Below are 22,585 nucleotides of genomic sequence, written 5' to 3'. Positions count from 1 at the left end.
GAACTTACTACGGGTAGGTTCGCTGCACCAGCCACTCGCGCACGGTCCGCACGGCCGGCACGATCGCCCTGGTCGGGGCGAGGTCGAGCGGCACGGGATGCGTGCGCAGCCAGCGCCACATCCTGGTCAGGTCGTCGCCCACGAAGCGGTGGAACAGCCACTGCGGCATCGGGAAGCCGCGTGGTGCGCGTCCGTACGTCGAACGCCAGAGCTCACGGCACTCGCCGATGGTCCGAACATCCGCGCCGAGCGCGAGTTCCACGCCGGCGAACCGGGTCGGGTCGGCGAACACCTTCGCCGCCACGGCACCTACGTCATCGGCGCACAACCACGGCAGCGGGCGGTCGTCGCCAATCAGCTTCGGCATCAGGTGCCACATCGACACCGCCGGGTAGAAGTCCTTGTCCGTCATCAGTTCCATGAACGCCGTCGGGCGCAGGACGGTCAACGGCAGGCCGAGCGACTCCAGGTGTTCCCGCACCACCAGCTTGTTGTCCCACTGCCGCACACCGGTGTCCGGCACCCCCGGCCCCGCCGAGGCGTACACCAGGTGCCGCACGCCCGCCGAGGCCGCGGCGTCACCGACCGCGCGTCCCTGACCGACCTCCTCGTCCACGCCGCTGATCATCGGGTTCTGGACGCTGAACACGCCATCAGCCCCGGCGAAGGCAGGACGCAACGTGTCCGGGTCCGCCATGTCCGCCCGCACCACCTCGGCGCCCGCCTCGGCGAGCCGGGCGGAAGCCGGTGACGAGGGATCTCGGGTCAGCGCTCGGACCCGCCAGCCGGTCGCGAGCAGGTGCCGGGCGACCGCGCCGCCCTGCCGTCCGGTCGCACCGGTGACCGCGACCAGTCTGGTGTCGTCCATGGTGGACCTCCTGGCTGTACGTCGCCGAAGCGCCCGGAGTCGCTACAGCGGCTCCGGGCGCTCTGGTTCAGTCCGTGCAGGACACCGGCGAGTCGAAGTGGCCCGGTGTCGTGGGATAGGCGGGGCCGATGCCGTGGGCGTTGTTGTCCGCCGGGTACACCAGCGCCAGTTCACGGAACGCGGAGGTACCGCTCGTGGTCGTGTCGCCCACCGTCTGACCCGCGCCGGAGCCCCACGCCAGCTTCTGCAGGAACGTCTCCATCCCGGGGCTGCGCTGACGGATGTCGTTGTAACCACCGTAGGACGCGGGGCAGTGCGTGTACAGGTTGTACGCGCCGGCCCAGTCGATCAGGCGGTCACCGGGGTTCGGGCCGTTCTGCGCGCGGTCGGCCTGGAGCACGTCGCGGTCCCAGCCGCCGTAGATCCAGTCCGTGCCGTCGTGGTGCTGGTTGTCGGCCAGCGTCGCGGGAACGGCGGGGTTGTCGTTGGTCTTCTCGGTCATCTCGAACCACAGGCACGGGTCGATCGCGCCGTCGCCCAAGGTCACCGGCCACCGGCCCGGCGCGCAGCTGCCGGGGTAGGTGCCGCGCGGGTTGAAGTCGAGCACGTCCGACCCCAGAGCGCCCTGCTGCGACGCCTGGGAAGTGCCGCCGACGCCACCGAAGGTGTGGTCGACGAACCTGTCGTTCGTGCCGCGCGAAGACGCGTCGAACACGCCGTTCACCAAACAGTCCGGCGTCTGGGCGTTGACCACCTGGTCGCAGCCCTTGCCGCCCCACAGGACGTCCGCGCCGTCGCCGCCGAACGTCTGGTCGCCGCCGCTGTCGGCGTTGACCAGGTCGTCGCCGAAGCCGGCGTGGATGTTGTCGTTGCCCTGACCGCCGCGCATGCGGTCGTCGCCGCCCTCCGCGATGCCGTTGTGCGGCATGGCCGGTGCGGTCGCGCCGCCGACGAACTGGTCGCCGTTGACGTCGTGCAACAGGTCCACCCTGCGGTCGTAGGCATCGGCACGGAAGCCCGTGTACGACTCCTGCGGCACCGAGCTCAGGCTCGCCGTGAAGCTGCGGGCGGCCACGTCGTTGGCGTTCATGTACTCGTTGACCACGCCACCGCGGTCGCCGAGCATCGCGTCCTCGCCGTCGCCGCCGAACATCACGTCGTCGCCGAGTTCGCCGTACATGTCGTCATCGCCGTTCTGGCCGTGCATGGTGTCATCGCCGTCCTGACCCCACATGCCGTCGTTGCCGTCGTCACCGAACATCGTGTCGTTGCCGAACGCACCGAGAACCTCACACGTGGCCTGCGCCGTGGTGCAGAACCGCGTTGACGGACCGATGTCGGCAACCCGCGACACCGTGGCATTACCAGGAACGGCACCGGACTTGTAGCGCTCGACGTAGACCTGCTCGGACATCGACCCCGGCTGGCCCTGCAGCGTGCGCTTCAGGGAACCGTTGTCGCCGAGCTGGACGTCGTCCTCGCCGTTGCCCTCGAACGCGTCGCCACCATCGCGGAAGCCCTGGATGGTGCTGCCGCCGATCATGTCGTCCTGACCGTCCGGTGCGTCGCCGACCAGTTGAGCGGGACCGCTCGACGAACCGGGCCAGCCGGGATCCGCGAGCGGCACGACCGTCGTCTCGGACGACGCGGAGCCGAGCCCTCGGTCACCGCGCAGCACGTCGCCGCCGCCGTTGCCCTCCAGGTAGTCGGCGTTGCCGTCGCCGGCGAGGAAGTCCCCGCCGTCCTGGCCCCACAGCACGTCCACGCCGGAACCACCGGACATCCGGTCGTCGCCGAAGCGGTCGGCCGGGCCCGCCTGCAGGTCGTAGCGCTGCACGATTCGTTGTGCGGCAGGGTTTCCGCCGGCCGACGAGAGCCGGACCGTGGCCCGCGTCGGGGTCTCCCCCTGGGCCGGGCGCAGCACGACGCCGTTGTCGCCGATGCCGACGTCGTTGCCCGGTCCGCCGAACATCGCGTCCGCGCCGTCCAGCTGACCGACGGTCGTGTCACCGTTGCCGGACAACGAGGTGCTGCTGCCGCCGACGAGATCGTCGTCGCCGTCGTCGCCCTCGACCCAGTCGACGCCCTGCGAGCCCTCGACGTAGTCGTCGGAACCGTTGCCCTTCAACCGGTCGGGACCGGCCTGACCGATGATCACGTCGTTGGCGTCGTCGCCGTCGACCTCGTCCGGGCCGGACGAGCCGGCGTGCGGGGTGAGACCGAGGTCGTACAGGAAGATCGCGCGTCCGGTCATGCCGCGTTCCTGCGTGACGCGGCTCAACGTCCCGCCACGCACGAGCCGGCCGTTGTCGCCGAGCACGACGTCCTGCGCACCGTTGCCGTGGATGACGTCACCGGCGTCGGGCTGGCCCACGCCCGGTGAGTCCTCGGTCGACGAGCCGCCGACCAGGTCGTCCTGGCCGTCGTTGCCGTCGATCCGGTCGCGCGCCGGGCCACCCTCGGCGTAGTCGTCCGAGCCGTCACCGGTGATGGTGTCCTCGTCACCCTGACCGTAGATCACGTCGGAGTCGTCACCGCCGCTGATCTTGTCGCCGCCGGACGTGCCCGCAGCGGGCGTGTAACCGAGGTCGAGCAGCTCGACCTTGTGCGCCTTGGCGAAGCCACGTCCGAGCGTGACCTGGGTGGCCTGCGAACCGTCCACAAGGGACAGCACTGCGTTGTCACCGGCGATCAGGTCGGGACCCGAGTCGCCGAACAGGCTGTCGCCCGCGTCCGGACGACCGGAACCGGACGCCACCTCGGAGCTGCCGCCGACGATCTGGTCCTCGCCACCGTCACCGTGCACGACGTCGTCGGCGTTGTTGCCCTCCAGGTAGTCGTCCTTCGGGCCACCGAACACCTCGTCGTGCGCGAGACCGCCGAACGCGCGGTCCTCGTCCTCGCCGCCGAAGACGAAGTCCGCACCACCAGCGCCGGCGTTCGCGCCGTCGAGGTCGAACGGTCCGTCCACGCCGTTGTCACCGATGACGATGTCGTTGCCCGAGTCGCCGTAGAGGAAGTCGCCGACGTCCGGCTCACCGGCCTTGCGCGTGCCACCGATGACACGGTCGTTGCCCGCGCCACCGAACGCACGGTCCACACCGTTGTTGCCCTCGATGACGTCGTCCTGCGCACCGCCGTACAACGTGTCGTCGTCGTCATTGCCGTAGACGTTGTCGACACCCGCGTCGCCGTAGGCAACGTCCTTGCCGCCACCGCCGTACACGACGTCGTCGTCGTTGCCGCCGGCCAGCACGTCATCACCGAGCTGGCCACACAGCCGGTCGGCCCCGGACTTGGCGTCCACGTTGTCCGCGGCACCACCGGCGGCGACGATCTCCACACCGGTGCCACCGGTGATCAGGTCGCGACCGTCCTGGTCGTCCAGCGGCTCGGCGGGCGCCTTGGACACGGGGTCGTTGCTCGGCGGCGTGCACGGGTTGTCGTGCTTGTCGCCGAAGATGTCCGCACCGCCGTCGCCACCGATGACGTGGTCGTTGCCGTACCCGCCGACCAGCAGCTTCGACGACGGCGTGACGCCGGCGGGCAGCACGCGGTGCTTGACGTCCCGAATCGGGCCGAACACACCGGAACCCACCTGGTCGCCCACGTCGGACGGTTCCGCGATGACGTAGTCGTTCTGCGGGCCGCCGAACACCTTGTCCTTGCCGTAGCCACCCGTCAGCACGTCGTTGTTGCCACCACCACGGAAGTCGTCGACCTGCTCCTTCGACGAGTGACCGGTCACGAAGTCCACGCCCTGACTGCCGTGCACGGTGTCCGAACCCGTGCCGGTGTCCACGACGTTGATCGCGTCCTTCGCGTTGTCGCCGTTGAAGCCCATGTCGGCGGAACCGGGATCGTCGACCTCGGTCACGCTCTCCGTGCCGGTGTAGATGGTGTCGTTGCCGGAACCACCGGAGATCCGGTCGCTGCCGGTCCCGCCGATGATCACGTTGGCCTGCGCGACGTACTCCGGCTTGCCGGGGTTGCTCGCCGCGAGCGGGCTGTCCGAGGCGATGCCGATGTTGTCGTCGTCGGCGCCGCCGTCGATCCGGTTCTTGCCGAGCCCGGCCGCGATCCGGTCCTTGCCGGAACCACCGGAGACGACGTCGTCCGCACCGCCGACGGTGATCGTGTCGTCGTCCGCACCGCCGTCCACGACGGCGTTGCCCTTGCCACCGAAGGCAGCGGCGAGGTCACCGGTCGTGATCTGGTCCTTGCCGGGCCCACCGTTCACGACTGACTTGCCGAGACCGGTCTTGAACGCGTCGTCACCCGAACCACCGGTGATCTCGACGTCCTTGTCGAACGGCTTGGCCTCGGCCTTGGCGTCGTCCTTGGCACCGCTCTTGTCGCCGTCACCCTGGAAGACGAAGATCCGTTTCCCGGTGTCGCCGGTCGCGTTGCCGACCACCTTGGTCAGGTTCGGGTCAGGGAACTCCTGGCGGTAGCCCAGGGCGTTCACGACGAACCCGCCGAACCCGCCGCCGTCCTTGACGATCTGCGTGACCGTCCACTTCTCCTCGTCGGAGTGCGACTTCCACAGGTCGTCGCCGCGGTTCTTGGTCTCGTCGCCGACGTGCAGCACCAGTGTCGTGCTGTCCTTCGGCACATGGCCGAGCACCGGTGGTTTCGGCTCGCAGTTCGGTTTCACCGAGAAGTCGAGCAACGTGATGTCGGCCAGCGTGAAGTCGAACGAGACGCTGAAGATCGAGAACCCGAGCGTGATGTACACCTTGAGGAACAGGCTCAGGCGTCCGTCCATGTTGAACAGACACATCGGGTTGTTCAGCGCCACCTTGGAGAACTCGAAGAACCGGAACTTGCCGTCGTTGTTCGGGTCGGCCCAGGTGAGGTTGATCGTCAGCGCGACCCCGCCCTTGATGCCGACCTCGATCAGCACCACGCTCACCGCGGCGCCCGCGGCCAGTTCACCGCGGAACGTCACGACGGGCAGCGGCTTGCCGGAGTCGTCCTGGGTCACCAGGTAGATCGAGTCCAGAATGGACGCGGGCTTGCCCGACTCGATCGCCTTGCGCAGCCCGTAGGTGTCGAAGCCCGCCCGGAACCGCGCCTCGACCGACGCGCTGCCGGAGATCGTCACCAGCACCGGCGGCGGCGCGTACACCGGGCCGAACGACTGGCTGTAGGAGAAGCCGAGGCGCAGCGGTCCCGAGTCGAACCGGATCAGGTCCACGTCCTGGCCCATGATCAGGCCGAACAGCTTCGCGGGCTCCTTCAGGATCGGGAACGAGAAGCCGGCCTTGTTGCCCTCCTCGCCGTCGGACACGATCTTCGCGCCACCGGCCGAGGCGTCGATCTTCGACGCCAGGTCACCCGGCGAGAGGTTGATCTTGTTCGGGTCGATCAGCGAGGCGGCGTTGTCCGGCGAGTTCGTCGTCGTCTTCGCCTTGTCTCCCAACACCGCGAAGCTGCCGATGTCGATCGCCCCGCCGTTCTGGGTGATCTTGCCGATCAACTGGATCGCGCGCAGGACCTTGTCCACGAACTCCAGGTCAGGTCCGCCCGCGATGGTCGAGAACTCCTTGGCGATCGTGACCAGGTTGACGTCACCACCGCCGACCGCCCGCGAGAGGTCCGAGAGCACCGGGATCGGCGCGTAGAGCTGGTCGATGATCGGCTGGATCGGCTTGGTGAACAGCGCGATCTTCTCGACGATCGGTTTGAGCACCTCGCCGAGGAACTTGCCCGCGTTGAGCTGGACGTTGTTGAACGCGATCTCCGGCGTACCGGCGCCGGGCTTGGCGAACGTGCTCCACTCCCACTTCAGGTGGAACCAGCCGTTGATGCCGGGCAGCGGACCGGCGGAAACGTCGAAGTCCCAGTCGATGCCGACCTTGGCCTTCAACGACACGTCGGTCACCTGGCCGACGTCCGCGAGATCAGCCAGTGTGATGCGCTCGGCGGGATCGGCTGGACCGCAGTTCTCGTAGCACGCCGCCTGGCCCTTCTGGTGCAGGTCCACCACGAACATGCCGGCGAACAGGTCGGTCGCGCCGCCCGCGTGCTGCTTCAGGTCCACGTCCAGGAACGCCAGGCGTGCCTTCATCGCGTCGGGCAACGTGAAGCTCAGCTTGACGCCGAGCTCCGGGTTGGCGCCGTCCTTCGTCGCCACGAAGAAGCCGCTCTTCTTGTCGACGCCGACCTTGACGTGCAGGTGGTAGGCGAGCGCGGCCTTCATCTTCGGCGCGCCCGCGGCCGCCTTCAGCGACAGGCCGGGGATGCCGATGTCGAGCGGGCTCTCCAGCGCCAGAGTTTCCTTGTCGCAGTCGTTGTTGCTGAAGACGTCACCGTCGCACACGTCGAACGCGAACGTGGCACCGGTGATGTCCGCCAGCGACGCCGCTGCCGGGCAGTCCGTCAGCTTAGGGTTCGACGCGGCGGGTTGGTAGGCGGCGCCGTTGGGCGTGTTCTTGTCGTCGAACTGGATCTGGTCACCGGCGACGTCACCCTTGATCACGACCCAGTTGTTCGTGTTCGGGTCGGTCTTGCGGATGATCTTGTAGCCGGTGGCGTACTGCGACTTCGTCCAGGTGATCCGGTTGAAGTTGGTGCCGGTCAACGGATCCGCGCCAGTGGTCACCTCAGCGACGGCGGGTGGCGCGTCCTGGTTCTGCGCGGTCGCGACCACGCCGTAGACGTACTTCTTCGTCCCGGCCGTGCCCTGGGTCGTGACCTTGGCGTTGGTCGCGGGCAGAAGCGTCGCGTCACAGGTGAAGCCGACCGTGACGGCACTGCCCACCGCGTTCTTGAGGTGGTCGTTGACCCACGTCTGCAGCTCGCCGGTGTTGTTCACCCGGCCGCCGCCCGGCAGGTGGGTCATCGCCTCCTGGATCTTCGTGCGCAGCTGGCCGAACTTGTCGGCTCCCTGCTGGATGTCGTCGCCGACCAGCGGCAGCTTGCCGTCGAACGCGGCCGTGCGCAGCGCGCGTTCGATCATCGCCAGGTACTTCTCGATGCCGTCGCCGAACTGCGAGAAGTCCAGCAGCGCGTCGAGGATCTTCTGCCCGATGTCCGTCGGCATCTCGAACCGCTTGACGCCGCCCGGCAGGTCCGGGCTGAACGAGAAGGCCTGGTCGAGGTCGCTCACCTGCCGCGGCAACCGGACGACGAACGACTCGCCGGGGCTGGACAGCTTGGTCCAGTTGGTGTTGTCGGAGCTGACGAACACCGGCATGACCGCGCACAGCGCGAGGTCTGCCTGCGCCGAGTCGCCCTGGCACGTCACCGGCTGGTTGTCGCCGTTGAGCGTCAGCTGCACACCCTTGACGAAGTCGCTCAACGACACCGGGTTCTGGCCGGAGAAGCCGAGGTGTGCGTTGTAGTGCGCGTTCGCGACGGCCTTCTCCGGACCCTTGGGGTTGCCCAACGCGATCGAGAGCGGCCCGACCGAGGACTTCACCACACCGGAGATGCCGCCGTGCGCGGTGATGTCCACTGTGGAGTCCGGCAGCACCTTGAGCCCGCCGGCGTCGGCCGGTCCGTCGCCGGCCTCCAGCGGCAGCACGAACCCGATCTTGGTGGCACCGGTCAGCGCGAGGTCGGCGGTGGCCTCGCCCTCGGCGCCGACCAACGACCGCGCGGTGCCCTTGTCGTCGATGAACGAGAAGCGGACCGGCTGGGACGTCGCGACCTTCCGCTTCATGTCGACCTTGAGCACGATCGACGGCTTGGAGTCGACGACCTGGTAGGCGAACGAGATCCCGCTGCCGGTGGGCAGCGCGGCGTTCAGCTGGGCGACGAGGTCCTGGAGGTAGTCCGGCGGCGCCGCGGTCAGCCGGTCGACCGCGTCCTCCAGCGGACTGCGGAACGCGTACCCGGTGCCGTCCGCGGGCTTCGCGCCCCACGGTGCGGTGAGCAGCACGCGGTTGTTCGCCGGATCGGCCGCCGCGACGACCACGACCTGCGTGCCGACCAGCACGGCCCGGCCCTTCAGGTCGGCACCGAACGCCTTGTCGCCGGTCCTCGTGTCGTCGCGGATGTAGCCGACGTTCACGCCGTTGATGTTCGCGTTGTCGTACTTGCCGGTGCCCGCGTCGGCGGTGCCGAGCAGCTCGGACAGCGACTTGCCGACGACCGGCAGCGGTGTGGTCATCGCCGTCTTGACCTTGCCGTCACCGTCGACGGCCTGCAGCGAGCCGTTGAGCACCTGCAGCGACTTGATGATCTGGCCGAACATCGCCCGCGGGCTGTTCGGGTCGAAGTCGAACGCCTTGGCCTTGTCGAGCGCGTCGAGGCCGGTGAACTGGACGTTTGCCGGGTCGGTGATGTCCGGCATGGTGACGCCGACCTCGACCGGGCCGCCGAAGAAGTCGGTGATGCCGGGGACGTCGAGCTTCACCGTGGCCGTGCCCTTGGCGCCGACCGCGACGTCGAGCAGGTTCTCCGGTTCCAGAGCGGGGGTCTCGGGGGTGTCGACGACCTTGGCGAAGATCTGCGACAGCGGCAGGTCGCCGTCGGCGTCACCGACCTTCTTCAGGCTGATCGACAGCATGTCGGTCGAGCCGTCCTTCGTGGACATGTGCAGGTCGCCGGACAGGTGCACCTTGAGGTAGCCGACGCTGCCGTTGACGTCGACGCTCGTGTCGATCGCGGCGCTGGCCCTGAGCAACTGGCCGCCGGTGCGCAACAGGAACCGGTCCGGCGTGCGCGGCAGGCTGGAGACCAGGGTCGTGGTGCCGTCGGGGTTCTTGTCCGCGAACGGGCAGCCGGTGGCCGCGGCGTCGGGGTCGAGCGGCTTGCACGCGTCACCCTTGATCGGGTCGCGCAGGTCCAGCACCAGCGTGGCCTTGGCCTCGTAGGACGGCTTCACGGTCGCGGTGGCGTTCAACGCGTTGGCGCCCTTGAGGCCCTTGCTCGCGAAGGTGTCGCCGAACGTGACCTGGCCGGTCATCGGGTCCGGCGCGTTCACCTTGTACGCGGCACCGTTCGCGGGCTTCCCGCCTTGCCAGCCGCCTTCTTCGAGCGTGATCTCATCCTTGGTGTTGCTCTTGACGACGCCCTGGGAGGTGCCGGCGGACACGATGCGCCCCTTGAACGCGTCGATGCCCCACTGCTTGTTCTCGGGCTTGTTGACGTGCTTGAGCGTGGTGTCGGTGTAGCTGACGTCGTTGCCCTGCCCGGAGGTCAGCTCGGCCACGACGTCCAGCTTCTGGCCGTCGGCCGGTGCGTCCTGCTTCATCGTCAGCGTGAACTCGAGCTTCTTCACGTCGTCGCGGTAGTTCACCCCGGACACCGCGATCGGCGCGTGGTTGAGCTTGTCGAACAGGTCCTGGACCGAGGCGAACTTCGGCAGCCCGGCCTTGGCCTTGTCCTCTTCCGGCTTGAAGACATTGGCGTCGACGAACGTCGCGAGCGCACTGCCCGCCTTGACCGCGTCGGCGACCGTGCCGCGCATGAACGGCAGGTTCACGTTGCCGACCGGGTCGGCCGTCGAGCCCCACTGGGCGCGCTGCACCGCGTCGATCGAGTTGACCAGGTGGCTCAGGCCCTCGAGCAGGTCGCGCGGGCTGAGCGTGGTGAACCTGTTCAGCTGGGCCAGATCAGGACCGTTGACGCTGATCGACGGCGTGCCGCTCGCGATGTCCGGCCACTGCACGCCGATCGTGCCGGTGAGGCCGCCGACGTTCGCGCCGGCGAGCGGCTGCGAGGTGAACTTGAGGCTGGCGTCGACCTTGCCGGCCGGGTTGCCGAGTCCGATGTGGAACAGGCCGGCGGCGGCACCGGGCTCGGTGATCTCGGTGAGCCTGCCGTCGCCGTTGGGGTCGTCGGCGGACGCGGTGATGTTCGCTTCGACGGTGACGTGGCTGGCGCCCTTGTCGAGATCGACGCCGAGGATGCCGAAGCCGGCGTTCGGCACGGCGTCGGGGTCGAGCTCACCCTTGGCGCCCACCGTGAACTTCGGCGAGTCGCCGTCCTTGACCAGCCAGAACGAGTCGGTCGACTCCTGATAGGCGAAGTGGAACCTGGCGTCGAGCGTGAACGTCACGTCCACGGCGCCAGACGTCGTGAAGCTGACCGACGGGTCGGCGACGCTGATCGGCTGTTTGTCCGCGACCGTCGTGACGTGCAGGGTGGCGTCGACGCGCTTGATGCCGTTGGTGTCACTCGTCTGCACGGTCAGCGTGCCCGGCCGGTTGTCACCGAGCTGGTAGGTGCCCGCCAGGTCGGGGAAGTTCTGCTTGTCCTTCATCGGGTCGTGCACCGTCTTGGCGACGAGATCGCCGAAGCCGAGTGCCGCGCCGGGGCTGACGCCGAGGAACGGCAGCGCCTCCCCCAGCTTGCCGACGGTCGCGAGCTGTTTCGAGAAGTCACCGAACGCGCTGATCCCCGCCAGGATCTTCTGCACGTCCGGGGCCTGGGCCACCGCCGGTGGACTGACCACGACGAGTCCGAGCAACGCCAGCGCACCGCTGGTGACCGCCGCTACCGCCCGCCTGCTGCTCCGCGAATACCGCATGGCCGACCCGCCCTCTTGACGGCGTGGCCCCGACGCCTCGCTGCCAGGTCAGTTGTCCAATATGGAGTGACGCAGGGCACACTTGTGCCGCCAACGGGTAGTCGTCCATCCAGAAGGAGGCGTTACCCGTGGATCCAGCGGGGGTGGCGATTCACCCGTTCAGCCGACCAGACACCTACTGGGAGTGGGTCAGCTCCCGAACCGGCGTGCCCTGGATGAACGCGTGGATGTCCTCGACGGCCTCTCGGAAGTACGTCCGGTAATTGGTCTGCGTGACATAGCCGAGGTGCGGGGTGGCGAGGACGTTCGGCAACGCCCTGAGCTCGTCGCCGAGCGGCAGCGGTTCGGTCTCGAAGACGTCCAGGCCCGCGCCGGCGATCCGGTTGTCCCGCAACACGTCCAGCAGGGCCCCCTGGTCGACGATGGCGGCGCGCGAGGTGTTGATCAGGAACGCGGACGGCTTGAGGCACGCCAGCGCGGCGGCGTCGAGGAGGCCTCGGGTCCGGTCGCTCAGCACGAGGTGGACGGACGCGAAGTCGGACTGCCCGAGCAGTTCGGGCAGGGAGGACGCGAGGCGTACGCCCTCGGCCTCGGTGCGGTCGGCGGTCAGGTTCTGGCTCCAGGCGACGACGTCCATGCCGAACGCCTTGCCGACGCGGCCGACCGCCTTGCCGAGGTGCCCGAAGCCGACCAGGCCGAGGGTGGCACCGGCGAGGTCGACGCCGACCGTGCTCTGCCACGGGCCGCCGTTGTGGAAGGCCGCGTTCTCGACCGCGATGTGCCTCGCCAGGCCCAGGATCAACGCCCAGGTCAGCTCAGTCGGCGGAGTCTTCGCGCTGCCGGTGCCGCAGACCGTGACGCCGTGTTCGCGCGCCGCCGCCAGGTCGATCGAGGCGTTGCGCATGCCACTGGTGATCAGCAGCCGGAGGTTGGGCAGGCGGGCGAACAAGGACGCGGTGAACGGCGTGCGTTCGCGCATGATCACGACGCACTCGGCCTCGGCCAGGGCTTCAGCCGGGTCGTCGAGGTGTTCCCGCAACGTGGTCACGTCGAGGCCTGACCAGTCGGCGTTGGCGAGAGCAACGCCCTGGTAGTCGTCCAGCACCACGCACCTCATGGACCGATCATGTCAGAGCGCCTCGAACGATGATCTCCAGCAACGGCCGGGGGTCGATCGCCTCGTCGCGGGCGAACTGCTGCAGGAACAGGCCCTGCACGCAGGCCCCGAGCGTGTCCGAGACGGCCAGCGGATCGCGCACGCCAAGGCCTGCCAGTGCCGGGATCAGCATCGCGGCCATCGAGGCCCGGCCTCGCAGCAACGCCTGCCGCACCTGCGGATTGGTCGCGGCTTCCACCCACAGCACCATCCGCGCCTTGACCATGACGGCGTTCGGGCCGGTCATGAACCCGTAGAGCGCGCACAGCTGGTCGATGAGGTCTTCTGCCGTGGCGGGCTTGAACGTGGCCTCGATCCGGGGAGTCTCACTGCGCACCATCCACCCCACGACACCGTCGAGCAGGGCTGCTCGGCTGCGGAAGTAGTTCGACGTGGAGCCCTTCGGCAGGTCGGCGCGGTCGTCCACGCGAGCGTGGGTGAGACCCCGCAGGCCTTCGGTGCCCAGCAGCTCGACCGCGGCGGCGAGGGCGCGGTCCCGGTTCGACATCACGGGATCCACTATAAACGTAGTGACAAGGCACTACGATCGTAGTACCGTCAATCCATGACAGCAACAATTGCCCTGGTGGCGTGGGTGGTCAACATCGTGGTCGGGCTGGTGCTGCTGGCGCGTGTGCTCCGGGCACGAAGACGGGTGCCATTGCTCGCCTGGTACCACTTCGCCACGGCCGTGGTCGGGCTCGCCCTATGGATCGCCTTCATGGCAGCGGGTTCGGCGCTGCTGGCGTGGATCGGTTTCGCCGTGCTGACCCTGCACAACACGTTGGGCGACACGATGCTGGTGAGGGGCTGGCGCAAGCGCAATCCCGACGCGAAGGGCATCGTCTACTTCCGGGCGGTGGTGTCCCTGTTGAAAAGGCCACTGCCACTGGCTCACGCGTGGATTGCGCCAGTGGCCTGGTTCCCGGCTCTCGCCGCCGCGATCATCAGCAGTTAGGACGCGTGGCCTTGCCCGCGAAGCGGTCGCCGAGCCAGTTCAGCGCGTTGCTGCCCCATGCGCTGACCGCTGCGACATGGCCAAGCAGCGGCAGCGCGGTCCACTGCACGTCGGCCCCGAGCGAGCACCACTGCGTGCGCAGCTTCTGCCCGACGCTGAACGGAATCAGCTCGTCGAGCGTGCCGTGGTAGAGGTACACGGGCGTGGCCGGCTTGACCGAGCCGAGCGTGTTCTCCGTCAACCTCTTCTGCCACAACGGGTCCAGGATGACGTCGGGCTGCGTGGTCAGCGAGTTCAGTCGCGTGAACGGTGCCACCAAAGCGATTTCGGCGACACACGAGTTGCGGATCTGTTCGATCACCTGCTGGCCACGGGCGTTGAGCACCGACGACAACGGCAACTCGGGATAGGCGGCGGCGTACCCCGCGGCCGCCGCGAACACCAGCCCCGAACCGGCGTTGCCGTCGTTGAACTTCGCGACCGCGTTCAGGTCGGCCGGCACTCCACCCGCGGCGACACCGACGACGTTCAGCGAAGGCGCGTAGGACTTCCACTGTTCAGCGGCGGCCGACGCGGCCTGACCGCCCTGCGAGTAACCGAAAACGCCGACCGGGGCGTCCGCCGCCAAGCCGGGGATGCTGCTCGCCGCCCGTGCCACGTCCAGCAGCGCGCGGCCTTCCGACCGAGCCACCGCGTAGGTGTGATCCCCTGGCGTGCCAAGGCCTTCGTAGTCGGTGACGGCGACCGCCCAGCCGTTGAACATCGCCTGCGCGAGGAACGCGATCTCGACCTCGGTGCCGTTCTGCAGCTGCCGCGACGGCGCGCACTGGTCGCCCATGCCCTGCGTGCCCATCGCGTACGCGACGATCGGGCGCGGGCCGTTGTTCCACGGCAGCGGCGAGACCAGGACCATGCCGGACACGACGTTGCCGGTGCCCGTCGCGGACGTCGAGCGGTAGCGGATGTCGTAGGCCTTCACCGGAGCGGGCAGCAGCCGGAGCGGTTCCGGATGCCACGCCACCTCCTGGCTGCTGACGAGCTCGCCCGGTGCGACCGCCGCAGCGGGTGTGACCAGGGAGAATAAGAGCAGAACGGCGGCGAGCACGGCTCGGAGCTGCATCGTTGGACCCCTTTGTGGTAACCGGCGTTACCGCAATTTAGGGCCGAACGTCGTAAGTGAGCAATAGCCCGAACGGCTTTATGGATTCACCGCGAGGAACAGGAACGCGGCCAGCAGCACGAGGTGCACGCCGCCCTGAAGCCTCGTCGCGCGGCCCGGCACCACCGTCAGCACGCTGACCAGGACCGTGAGCAGCAGCAGGATCATCTGCGTCGGCCCGAGGCCGAGCGCCAGCGGGCCGTCCAGCCACACGGTGGCGAGCGCGATGGTCGGGATCGTGAGCCCGATGCTGGCGATCGCCGAGCCGTAACCGAGGTTGAGGCTGGTCTGGATGCGGTCGCGCAACGCGGCGCGCGCGGCGGCGATCGTCTCGGGCAGCAGCACCAGCAGGGCGATCACGACTCCGACGAACGACTGCGGGAAGCCGGCGGCCCGTACTCCCGCCTCGATCGCGGGTGACTCGATCTTCGCGAGCCCGACCACGGCGACCAGCGCGACCAGCAGCAGACCGAGCGACGCGAGCGTGGCCTTCCCGGACGGCGCCTCGGCGTGCTCGTCGGTCTCGATCACGCCGTCCTCGTCGACGGGCAGGAAGAAGTCGCGGTGGCGGACGGTCTGGGTGAAGACGAACATCCCGTACAGGCCAAGGGAAGCGAGGGCGGCGAACGCGAGCTGCGGGCCGGAGAACTCGGGGCCGGGCGTGGTGGTGGTGAACGTCGGCAGCACCAGCGTGAGGGTGGCGAGCGTGATCACCGTGGCCAGCGCGCCGCCGCTGCCCTCCGCGTTGAACAGCGTGGTGCCGTGCTTGAGGGCGCCGAGCAACAGGGCGATGCCGACGATGCCGTTCGTCGTGATCATGACCGCGGCGAACACCGTGTCGCGGGCGAGCGTGGCCGCCTCGGGGCCGCCGGACACCATCAGCGTGACGATCAGGGCCACCTCGATGACCGTCACCGCGACCGCGAGAACCAGTGATCCGAACGGCTCCCCCACCCGCAACGCCACGACCTCCGCGTGGTGCACGGCGGCGAGCACGGTCGCGCCGAGCACGACCGCCACCAGCGCCACGAGCACGGGAGCGAGCTCCCGTCCCCAGGCCAGGATCAGCAGCAACACGCCGAGCGCGGGGGCGATGGTCGTCCAGGACAGCAGGGGGAAACGCGAAGTGGCGGCCATGATCACACCCTCGCACAAGGGCCAGTCCTGCCGCCATTCGGCGCAACACCCATTTGACGACGATTAAAATGTGGAGCGGAGCGCCCCTGCCGCGCCCCGCTCCACATTAATAGCCGGTGCCTAGAAATCGAACACGGCACCGGTGTGCGCCAGCATGACGCACGAGTTCGGGTAGGTGTGCACCTCGTTCACGGGCACACCTCGCCAGAAGCCGAACATGGACACCTCGACCGGCGCGTAGATGAACGTGCAGGCGCGGTCGTCGGAACGCATGGCCCGCAGGTCGGTACCGGTGGCCGCCAGCGTCGCGCAGGCGAGGGCCCTGCGCGGGTGGCTGTCACCTCGTTCGCAGGTCAGGACGGTTGCCTTGACGGCGTTGTCCTCGATGTCCGAGTACTGGACGGTCAGTACGAGCGCGGTGTCCCGATGGACGGCCGGCGCGGCTGGAGCGGCTTGAGCAGTGCCCGCGAAGGCGAAAAGCGACACGAACAGAGCAACGAACACGGTAATGCGGCCGGACATGAAAGCGGTCCTCCTGAGACCTCACAAAAACGGGCCGGTTCTCGGCCGACGCAGATGTTGCCATCATGTTTCGTCGCCGCGAAAGGGGCCAGGAAACGTTCACCGATCACATTCACCGACTCCGCCGAAAGCGTGATTGGGCCAAATGGATGTGGTGCGCGCCACGTTCCCCGGACACAGCTGCCGACGGACTGTTACAGGTTGCTGACCGAAGCAGTTGCGGACCAACGTATTATCCGATTCATGTCCAAGACCTCCAGACGCGTCGTGTTCGGCGTGCTGCTGATCGTCACACTCGTGGTTTCCACCGGCGGCGCGCTGGGTTACCTGGGCAGATTGACGCTCGTGTTCGACCGTCATCCGGGAAAGCCGCTCGCCATTCTCGAAGAAGTGCCGGGACCGCCGGACGGACCGAAGTGCGCCATCGACGCCCGCTACCTCGACGAGGCTCCGGACGGCTTACGCCCGGACGTGCTGCAGGCCTGGAAGAAGCTCCGCGCCAAGGCCTCTGAGCAGGGCGTTCAGCTCTGCCTGAACGACGGCAAGCGGAGCCGCCAGCAACAACGGAAGGAGTTCGACGACGCCGTCAAGAAGTTCGGCACCGAAGAACTCGCGTCGCGGTATGTGCTGAACCCGCCGGACCGCTCAATGCACGTGATCGGACTTGCGATCGACATTCAGCCGATCGAATCGGCACAATGGGTCGAGAAAAACGGCAGCACCTTCGGCTGGTGCCGCCGTTACGAAAACGAGCAGTGGCATTTCGAGTACAACGCCGCCTACCCGAGCGGCTGCCCCGCGCTGGAGAAGAGCGCGACCGGCAGCTGAGTCCTCGTGCAAAGGTCTAGACGCCTGGGGTGCGCGCGAGGTTGCGCCGACGTAATCTGACAACCCGAGTTACCAGATTGGAGCACCCCCGGTGGCCCGTGCCTACGGCGGCATCTCGCCAGAGCAGCGCAAGGCCGAACGCCGCGCCCGGCTGCTGCGCGCGGGCCTGGCGCTGTTCACCAGCACCGGTTTCGCCGCCACCAGGATCTCCGAGCTGTGCACCGAGGCCGGTGTCTCCACCCGCAACTTCTACGAGGAGTTCGCCTCCAAGGAGGAGCTGCTCCGCGAGCTGCACGACCTGATCAACGCCACGGCGTTCACCGAGGTCCGCACCACGCTCGCCCAACTGGAGACCGCCGACGTGGCCGTCCGGATCACGACGCTGCTGGACGTGTTCGTGCGCAGCGTGACCGCCGACCCGCGCGCACCGCGCCTCAACTACGTCGAGGCCGTCGGGGTGAACGCGGAGATCGAGCAGCAACACGTGCGCTGGGTGAACACCTGGGCGGAGTTCATCGAGGCCGAGGCGCTGCGCGCGGCGGCCGCGGGAGTGGCGCCGCAGCGGTCGTACCGGTTGACGGCGATCGCGCTGGTGGGGGCGATCACCGGGCTGCTGCGGGAATGGCAGGCGCACGAGCCGCCGCTCGCGGTGGACGAGATCGCGGCGGAGATCCGAGACCTGATGCTGGCCGCGATCACCAGGCCGTAGCCCCGACGGGTGTGCCATGAACGGCGCTTTCGTGGACCTGAGGTCCACGAAAGCGCCGTTCATGGCACACGTGGCTGCTCGGTTCGGGCGATCTTGACGCGAACCGGCCCCGCCCGGCCCCCACGCCGTGTTCAGATCGCGGCGTGCGGACACTGAACAGGGTGGTCACGGCGGTAGCGGCCGTGGTCGGTTACGTGGCGTTGGTCCTGGCCATCACGGCGGGCCAGGAAACGAGGGAGAGCAACGCCTTCCACGACGCGCCCGCTCAGGCCGCCGCCTTCGCCGCCGCCCTCGACCGCGGCGACGCGGCGGGTGCCCGCGAGGTCGCGCACTGGTTCAGGGCGCACACACCGGCCAGCAGCAGTTCCAGCGCCTCGATCTCGCTCGCCGCCGACGGCGCCGAGTTCGGCGACCTCGACTTCGCCCGCCGCTACCTCGACGACCTGGGGCCCAAGATCGAGGAGGACCAGCGGGAGCTCGACGAACGATCCGCCGAGGCCTGGGATCGCGCGTGGCCGTGGCTGATCGCCGGCACGATCCTCCTCGCCGCCGCACTCGCCCTGCGGCACCGGCGGCGCCAGGCCAACGCCGAGGTCGTCGAACTGGTCCTGCAGTACGTGCCGCCGCGGCCGCTCTGGCGCCGTCCGGTCTTCCTGCTCATCAGCGGGATCGGGTACACGTTGCTGGTGGCCGGGTTCATCGCCGTGGTGGCGGCGACCCGGGCCAACGAACTTCCTTGGGCGGCAAGGGGAGTCTTCCTCGTGGGCGGGGTCGTGGCGTTGCCGATCTCGTACTTCGTGCTGAAGTACTCACGTCCGCGGGCGGTGCGGAGTGCGGCGCAGGCGTTGCGGGCCGACTGGCGCAAGCCCGTGCTGTACCTGCGCGGCTTCGACGACGATCCGCAGGCGGCGGTGATCGACGAACTGCCCGGCGCGCTGTCGGCCGGGATGCTCAGCATCCACTCGCGCGAGGAGCACCTCATGGGTGCGCTCGGCGCGTTCGGTCCCGTCGTCGCGGTGGGCCGGCCGGGCGAGCCGCTGCCCCACCTCGGCGCGGCGCGGTTCTACCTGCCCCTGCACGACTGGCAGCCTCAGGTGCTGCGGTTGATGGAGATGTCCCAGCTGATCGTGCTGCGGCTCGGTGACGGCGAAGGGGTGTGGTGGGAGGTCGACCAGGCGCGCGCCACCCAGCCGCCGGGCAAGCTGCTCCTGCTGATCCCCGGCGACCGGCCCGATCTCGCCGAACGGCTCGACGCGCACCTGCCGATCCCCGCCAGGATCGACAAGGCCTACCCGATGCCGGGACTGTGGACGTCCGCCGTGGTCGTCTTCGGCACCGACTGGACTCCGGTCGTGCAGCCGGTGGGGCCGTTTCCCGGCGAGAAGCACAAGACAGGGTCGCCGGTGTTCTACGTGGCCCGCGCGATGCAGCAGGCGCTCGCGTCGATCGGTGCGCGCAAACGGGCGATGGGTCCGCGGACCAACAGCCACCTGCTCGCGATCTACGGCAAGGTGCTGCTGCTGGTGCCGGGGCTGTTCCTGTTCGTCCACTTCCTGCGGCTGATCTTCCTCTGGTGAACCGTGCCGGGCCCGCCGTCCGTAGTCCCTGAACGTGAGCCGATTCGCCGTTTTCGCCCTGATCCTGGCCCTCGGTGCCTGCTCCTCGCCGTCCGAGGAGGCCGACGAGACCGCCACCCTGGAGGAACTGGAGGCCGCGGCCGGTCCCGTCGCCGGCCCGACCCCGGTGCTGCCGGGTGACATCGCGAAACTGCAGGTGGAACAGTCGCCCGCGGTCGGTGCCGTCGTGGCCGACCGCGAGCACTACACGCTCTACCTCAACACCCAGGACAGCACGAACCCGCCCAAGTCGACCTGCGTCGAGCCTGAGTGCACGCTGGTGTGGCCGCCACTGCTCGCCGCGGGCGGCAACATCGAGGCTCCCGGCCTCGACAAGGCCTTGCTCGGCACGGTGAAGCGCCCGGACGGCCTGGAGCAGGTCACCATCGCCGGTCACCCGGTCTACCGGTACGTCGACGACGAGCAGGCGGGCGACACGGCAGGACACGGGCAAGACGGCCGTTGGTTCGCCATCGCGCCGAACGGCAGCAAAGCTTCAACGCCCTAGTCCGGCGTCGCGGGCGCGGATGATCGCGGCCGCCCGGTCCGCCACCTGGAGTTTGGTGAAGATGGCGGACACGTTGTTGGCCACCGTCTTGACCGCCACGCCCAGCTTGGCGGCGATGGCGCCGTTGGGCAGGCCGGCGGCGAGCAGGTCGAGGATCTGCCGTTCGCGCGCGGTGAGTTCGGGGAACGGCACGTCCTGGGCGGGCGGTCCGGTCAGGAACCCGAGCACGCGGCGCGCGACGGCCGGCCCGAAGATCGCCTCGCCGGCGGCCACCGCGCGGATGGCCCTGGCGATCTCGTCCTGCTCGGCGCCCTTGACCAGGTAGCCGCGGGCGCCCGCGCGCATGGCCGCGAACACCGAGTCGTCGTCGGAGAACATCGTGAGCACCAGGACCGCCACGTCCGGTGCCGCGCGGGTGATCTCCTTGGTCGCGGCGATGCCGTCGAGGTCGGGCATCTGCAGGTCGAGCACCGCGACGTCGGGACGGGTGGTGACGACCTCGCGGACGGCCTCCCGTCCGGTCGCGGCGACGCCCACGACGACGAAGCCCTCCAACGAGGTCAGCAACGCGCTCATGCCCTCGCGGACGATCGGATGGTCGTCCGCGATCACTACGCGGATCATGGCGCCTCCACCGGCAGACGTGCCCACACCCTGCCACCGAGCACGGTCGGTCCCGCCTCGAACACGCCGCCGAGTTCGGCCGCCCGCTCCCGCATCGCCTGCATCCCGACGCCCGGACGCCACGGCCCGTTCGGCGGACCGTCGTCGGTGACCTCGACCTCGAGTTCCTCGGCGCACCTGAGCCGAACCACCACGGACGACGCCCTGGCGTGCCGGACCACGTTGGTCAGCGCCTCGGTCGCGATGCGGTAGACGGCGACCTCGACGGCGGCGGACAGCGACGCGACCGTGTCGGGAACGTCCAGCCGCAGCTGCAGAGGCGTGCGCACGAGGTGTTCGGCGCGTTGGCGGAGGGCGCCGAGCAGGCCGAGTTCGTCCAGGGCCGGCGGGCGCAGGTCCTCCACGAGCCGGCGCACCTCGGTGATCGCCGTCCGCACGTCCGCGCTCACCCCGGTGATCAATGCGCGCGTGCGGTCCGGGTCGGTGGCCAGGAGGTTCGTGGCGGCGTCGGCACTCAGTGCCACGCCGGTCAGCGTGGGGCCCAAACCGTCGTGCAGGTCGCGTCGGAGACGTCGGCGTTCCTCTTCGCGTGCGGTGACAAGCCGTTCGCGTGACGCCTGCAGCTGCGACGACAACAACGTCGCATGCACGGCCACAGCCAGAGGCGCCGCCACAAGGCTCAGAACGTTGCGATCAGCAGCACCAAGCGAACTCTCACCGCTGCGCACACCCACGTGCAGTTCCCCCACCACTTCACCGTCGTACTCCAACGGCACGACAACAACGTTCTCCGGCCGCGCGCCGTCACTCGCTAACGGCAGGTCAGCCGCCATCAGCGCGACATGCGGCACACGCAACGCTCCTCGCACCGCCTGAACCACTCCCTCCAGCCCAGCCCCCGCAAGGTGTTCGCTCACCCGCGAGACCACCCGCGCCGGATCACCGCGATCGCCGTACAGCGCCCGGTCCACCAGACGTTGCAGCCGCGGCAACACCGGCGCGACCAGCAACGCGACCACCACGGTGGCCACCACCGAACGCCCGAGCTGAGCGGACACGAACCGGTCCAGGACCGCGACCAGCGCGCCGTAGCAGGCCAGCACCACCGCGGACAGCAGCAACCACGCCAGCACCCGCGACACCACCAGCCGGATGTCCAGCAGCTGGTGCCGCACGATCGCGATGGTCACCGCGATCGGGATCAACGGAATGGCGAGCAACACGAACACCGGCGTGCCCGCGACGAACGACCACGGCACCACGAACATCGCCGCCACCGACGCCGCCAGCAGCAACCACAGCACCGAGTCCTCGCCCCGCCGGTACCGCACGGCCAGCGCGACGACCCCCGCCACCAGCGCCGCGAGCGTCCGCATCTCCGACACGACCCACAACGCCCCGAGATCCGCATACCCGGGCAACGTCAGATATCCAGGCCCCGCCGGATCCGCCGCCACCTCGACCACGAACAACGGCGCCGTCACCACGACCGCGACCGCCACCGCGCGCCACCGCCGTGACGGCAGCCGACCGTCCGGGAACAGCAACAACGCCAACGGCAGGAACAACCCGATCGACCACGGCCACGCGTACGCCGCGATCGTCGCGACCACCCGATCGTCGAACGACACGCCGAGCGCCGTGGTGGCGTGCCCCAGCCCGTCGGCGAGGAACAGCCAGCCGATCGGGTTGCGCGGCCGATGCCAGGCGAGAACGGCCCCGCAAATCGCGAACGTCAGCGCCATCGCGGAGTTCGTGACGACGAACGCGTCCAGCGCCCGCTGCCACGTCCAGCCCAGCCGCCACACGACGACGACAGCGGCCACGGTCTCGGCCACCACCAGCGAGCCGAGACCGGACGCGAGCAGGCGGCCGACCGTCATGGCGGTAAGTGTGGGCCGCCGGGCGCCCGATGTCCCGGGATCACGATCCCGGCACGTCCCGGGAAACCACCCGCCCTCGCGGTAAAGGCGTCTGCAAGTACCACCAGCCAGTGCGTTGGTGGTACTTGCAGACG

The 22,585-nt window shown here is 68.9% G+C and carries 14 protein-coding genes; 5 read left to right on the top strand and 9 right to left on the bottom strand.

Annotation, left to right across the window (positions count from 1 at the left end):
- Positions 1–7 precede the first annotated feature (7 nt).
- From B0F77_RS29200 to B0F77_RS29185, 4 genes are all read right to left on the bottom strand, one after another.
- Complete coding sequence (locus tag B0F77_RS29200; RefSeq protein WP_086666211.1) at positions 8–868, bottom strand: NmrA/HSCARG family protein; 861 nt, start codon at positions 866–868, stop codon at positions 8–10.
- Between the two features lie 67 nt (positions 869–935).
- The gene (locus B0F77_RS29195; protein WP_086666210.1) at positions 936–11,351 is read right to left on the bottom strand and encodes a calcium-binding protein; all 10,416 of its coding nucleotides are present in this window, start codon (positions 11,349–11,351) and stop codon (positions 936–938) included.
- Between the two features lie 175 nt (positions 11,352–11,526).
- Positions 11,527–12,468, bottom strand: a complete 942-nt coding sequence (locus B0F77_RS29190; protein ID WP_086666209.1) for a D-2-hydroxyacid dehydrogenase family protein — start codon at positions 12,466–12,468, stop codon at positions 11,527–11,529.
- A gap of 7 nt (positions 12,469–12,475) precedes the next feature.
- The gene (locus B0F77_RS29185) at positions 12,476–13,015 is read right to left on the bottom strand and encodes a TetR/AcrR family transcriptional regulator (protein ID WP_086666208.1); all 540 of its coding nucleotides are present in this window, start codon (positions 13,013–13,015) and stop codon (positions 12,476–12,478) included.
- Positions 13,016–13,072: 57 nt separating this feature from the next.
- On the opposite strand from B0F77_RS29185, the gene B0F77_RS29180 reads away from it, so the two are divergent.
- Positions 13,073–13,465, top strand: coding sequence for a hypothetical protein (locus B0F77_RS29180; RefSeq protein ID WP_143466954.1), 393 nt, complete (start codon positions 13,073–13,075; stop codon positions 13,463–13,465).
- Here the strand turns inward: B0F77_RS29180 and B0F77_RS29175 are convergent.
- From B0F77_RS29175 to B0F77_RS29165, 3 genes are all read right to left on the bottom strand, one after another.
- Positions 13,455–14,585, bottom strand: a complete 1,131-nt coding sequence (locus B0F77_RS29175; RefSeq protein ID WP_086666206.1) for a lipase family protein — start codon at positions 14,583–14,585, stop codon at positions 13,455–13,457. The two genes, B0F77_RS29180 and B0F77_RS29175, sit on opposite strands and share 11 nt — an antisense overlap.
- A 78-nt stretch (positions 14,586–14,663) precedes the next feature.
- Complete coding sequence (locus B0F77_RS29170) at positions 14,664–15,761, bottom strand: calcium:cation antiporter (protein ID WP_086666224.1); 1,098 nt, start codon at positions 15,759–15,761, stop codon at positions 14,664–14,666.
- 120 nt (positions 15,762–15,881) lie between these two features.
- The gene (locus B0F77_RS29165; protein WP_086666205.1) at positions 15,882–16,283 is read right to left on the bottom strand and encodes an SSI family serine proteinase inhibitor; all 402 of its coding nucleotides are present in this window, start codon (positions 16,281–16,283) and stop codon (positions 15,882–15,884) included.
- A gap of 243 nt (positions 16,284–16,526) precedes the next feature.
- Between B0F77_RS29165 and B0F77_RS29160 the strand changes: the two genes are divergently transcribed.
- The 4 genes from B0F77_RS29160 to B0F77_RS29145 all read left to right on the top strand — a co-directional run bounded on the left by B0F77_RS29160 (position 16,527) and on the right by B0F77_RS29145 (position 19,944).
- Entirely contained in the window at positions 16,527–17,111 is a 585-nt protein-coding gene (locus B0F77_RS29160) for a D-alanyl-D-alanine carboxypeptidase family protein (protein WP_211294103.1), read from the top strand.
- A 91-nt stretch (positions 17,112–17,202) separates the two neighbouring features.
- Positions 17,203–17,820: a TetR/AcrR family transcriptional regulator gene (locus B0F77_RS29155; protein ID WP_086666204.1), complete on the top strand. Its 618-nt coding sequence runs from the start codon at positions 17,203–17,205 to the stop codon at positions 17,818–17,820.
- A 161-nt stretch (positions 17,821–17,981) separates the two neighbouring features.
- Complete coding sequence (locus B0F77_RS29150) at positions 17,982–19,397, top strand: hypothetical protein (protein ID WP_086666203.1); 1,416 nt, start codon at positions 17,982–17,984, stop codon at positions 19,395–19,397.
- Positions 19,398–19,431: 34 nt separating this feature from the next.
- A complete protein-coding gene (locus B0F77_RS29145; RefSeq protein ID WP_158102853.1) occupies positions 19,432–19,944 on the top strand; it encodes a COG4315 family predicted lipoprotein in 513 nt (170 codons plus the stop codon).
- On the opposite strand, the gene B0F77_RS29140 is transcribed toward B0F77_RS29145, so the two are convergent.
- Entirely contained in the window at positions 19,933–20,568 is a 636-nt protein-coding gene (locus B0F77_RS29140) for a response regulator transcription factor (RefSeq protein WP_086666201.1), read from the bottom strand. The genes B0F77_RS29145 and B0F77_RS29140 overlap by 12 nt on opposite strands.
- Positions 20,565–22,451, bottom strand: a complete 1,887-nt coding sequence (locus tag B0F77_RS29135) for a sensor histidine kinase (RefSeq protein ID WP_086666200.1) — start codon at positions 22,449–22,451, stop codon at positions 20,565–20,567. The genes B0F77_RS29140 and B0F77_RS29135 overlap by 4 nt, the downstream gene beginning before the upstream one ends.
- Between the last annotated feature and the right edge of the window lie 134 nt (positions 22,452–22,585).

The organism is Lentzea kentuckyensis (genome assembly GCF_002150765.1).
GTDB classification, from domain to species: Bacteria; Actinomycetota; Actinomycetes; order Mycobacteriales; family Pseudonocardiaceae; genus Lentzea; species Lentzea kentuckyensis.
This window is presented reverse-complemented; position numbering and strand designations above follow the sequence as displayed.

Excerpts from the sequence above, each read along its gene's own strand:
- B0F77_RS29190 (WP_086666209.1), bottom strand. The coding sequence starts at position 12,468 with ATGAGGTGCGTGGTGCTGGACGACTACCAGGGCGTTGCTCTCGCCAAC.
- B0F77_RS29160 (WP_211294103.1), top strand. The coding sequence starts at position 16,527 with ATGTCCAAGACCTCCAGACGCGTCGTGTTCGGCGTGCTGCTGATCGTC.
- B0F77_RS29185 (WP_086666208.1), bottom strand. The coding sequence starts at position 13,015 with ATGTCGAACCGGGACCGCGCCCTCGCCGCCGCGGTCGAGCTGCTGGGC.
- B0F77_RS29170 (WP_086666224.1), bottom strand. The coding sequence starts at position 15,761 with ATGGCCGCCACTTCGCGTTTCCCCCTGCTGTCCTGGACGACCATCGCC.
- B0F77_RS29135 (WP_086666200.1), bottom strand. The coding sequence starts at position 22,451 with ATGACGGTCGGCCGCCTGCTCGCGTCCGGTCTCGGCTCGCTGGTGGTG.
- B0F77_RS29195 (WP_086666210.1), bottom strand. The coding sequence starts at position 11,351 with ATGCGGTATTCGCGGAGCAGCAGGCGGGCGGTAGCGGCGGTCACCAGC.
- B0F77_RS29165 (WP_086666205.1), bottom strand. The coding sequence starts at position 16,283 with ATGTCCGGCCGCATTACCGTGTTCGTTGCTCTGTTCGTGTCGCTTTTC.
- B0F77_RS29140 (WP_086666201.1), bottom strand. The coding sequence starts at position 20,568 with ATGATCCGCGTAGTGATCGCGGACGACCATCCGATCGTCCGCGAGGGC.
- B0F77_RS29200 (WP_086666211.1), bottom strand. The coding sequence starts at position 868 with ATGGACGACACCAGACTGGTCGCGGTCACCGGTGCGACCGGACGGCAG.
- B0F77_RS29180 (WP_143466954.1), top strand. The coding sequence starts at position 13,073 with ATGACAGCAACAATTGCCCTGGTGGCGTGGGTGGTCAACATCGTGGTC.
- B0F77_RS29175 (WP_086666206.1), bottom strand. The coding sequence starts at position 14,585 with ATGCAGCTCCGAGCCGTGCTCGCCGCCGTTCTGCTCTTATTCTCCCTG.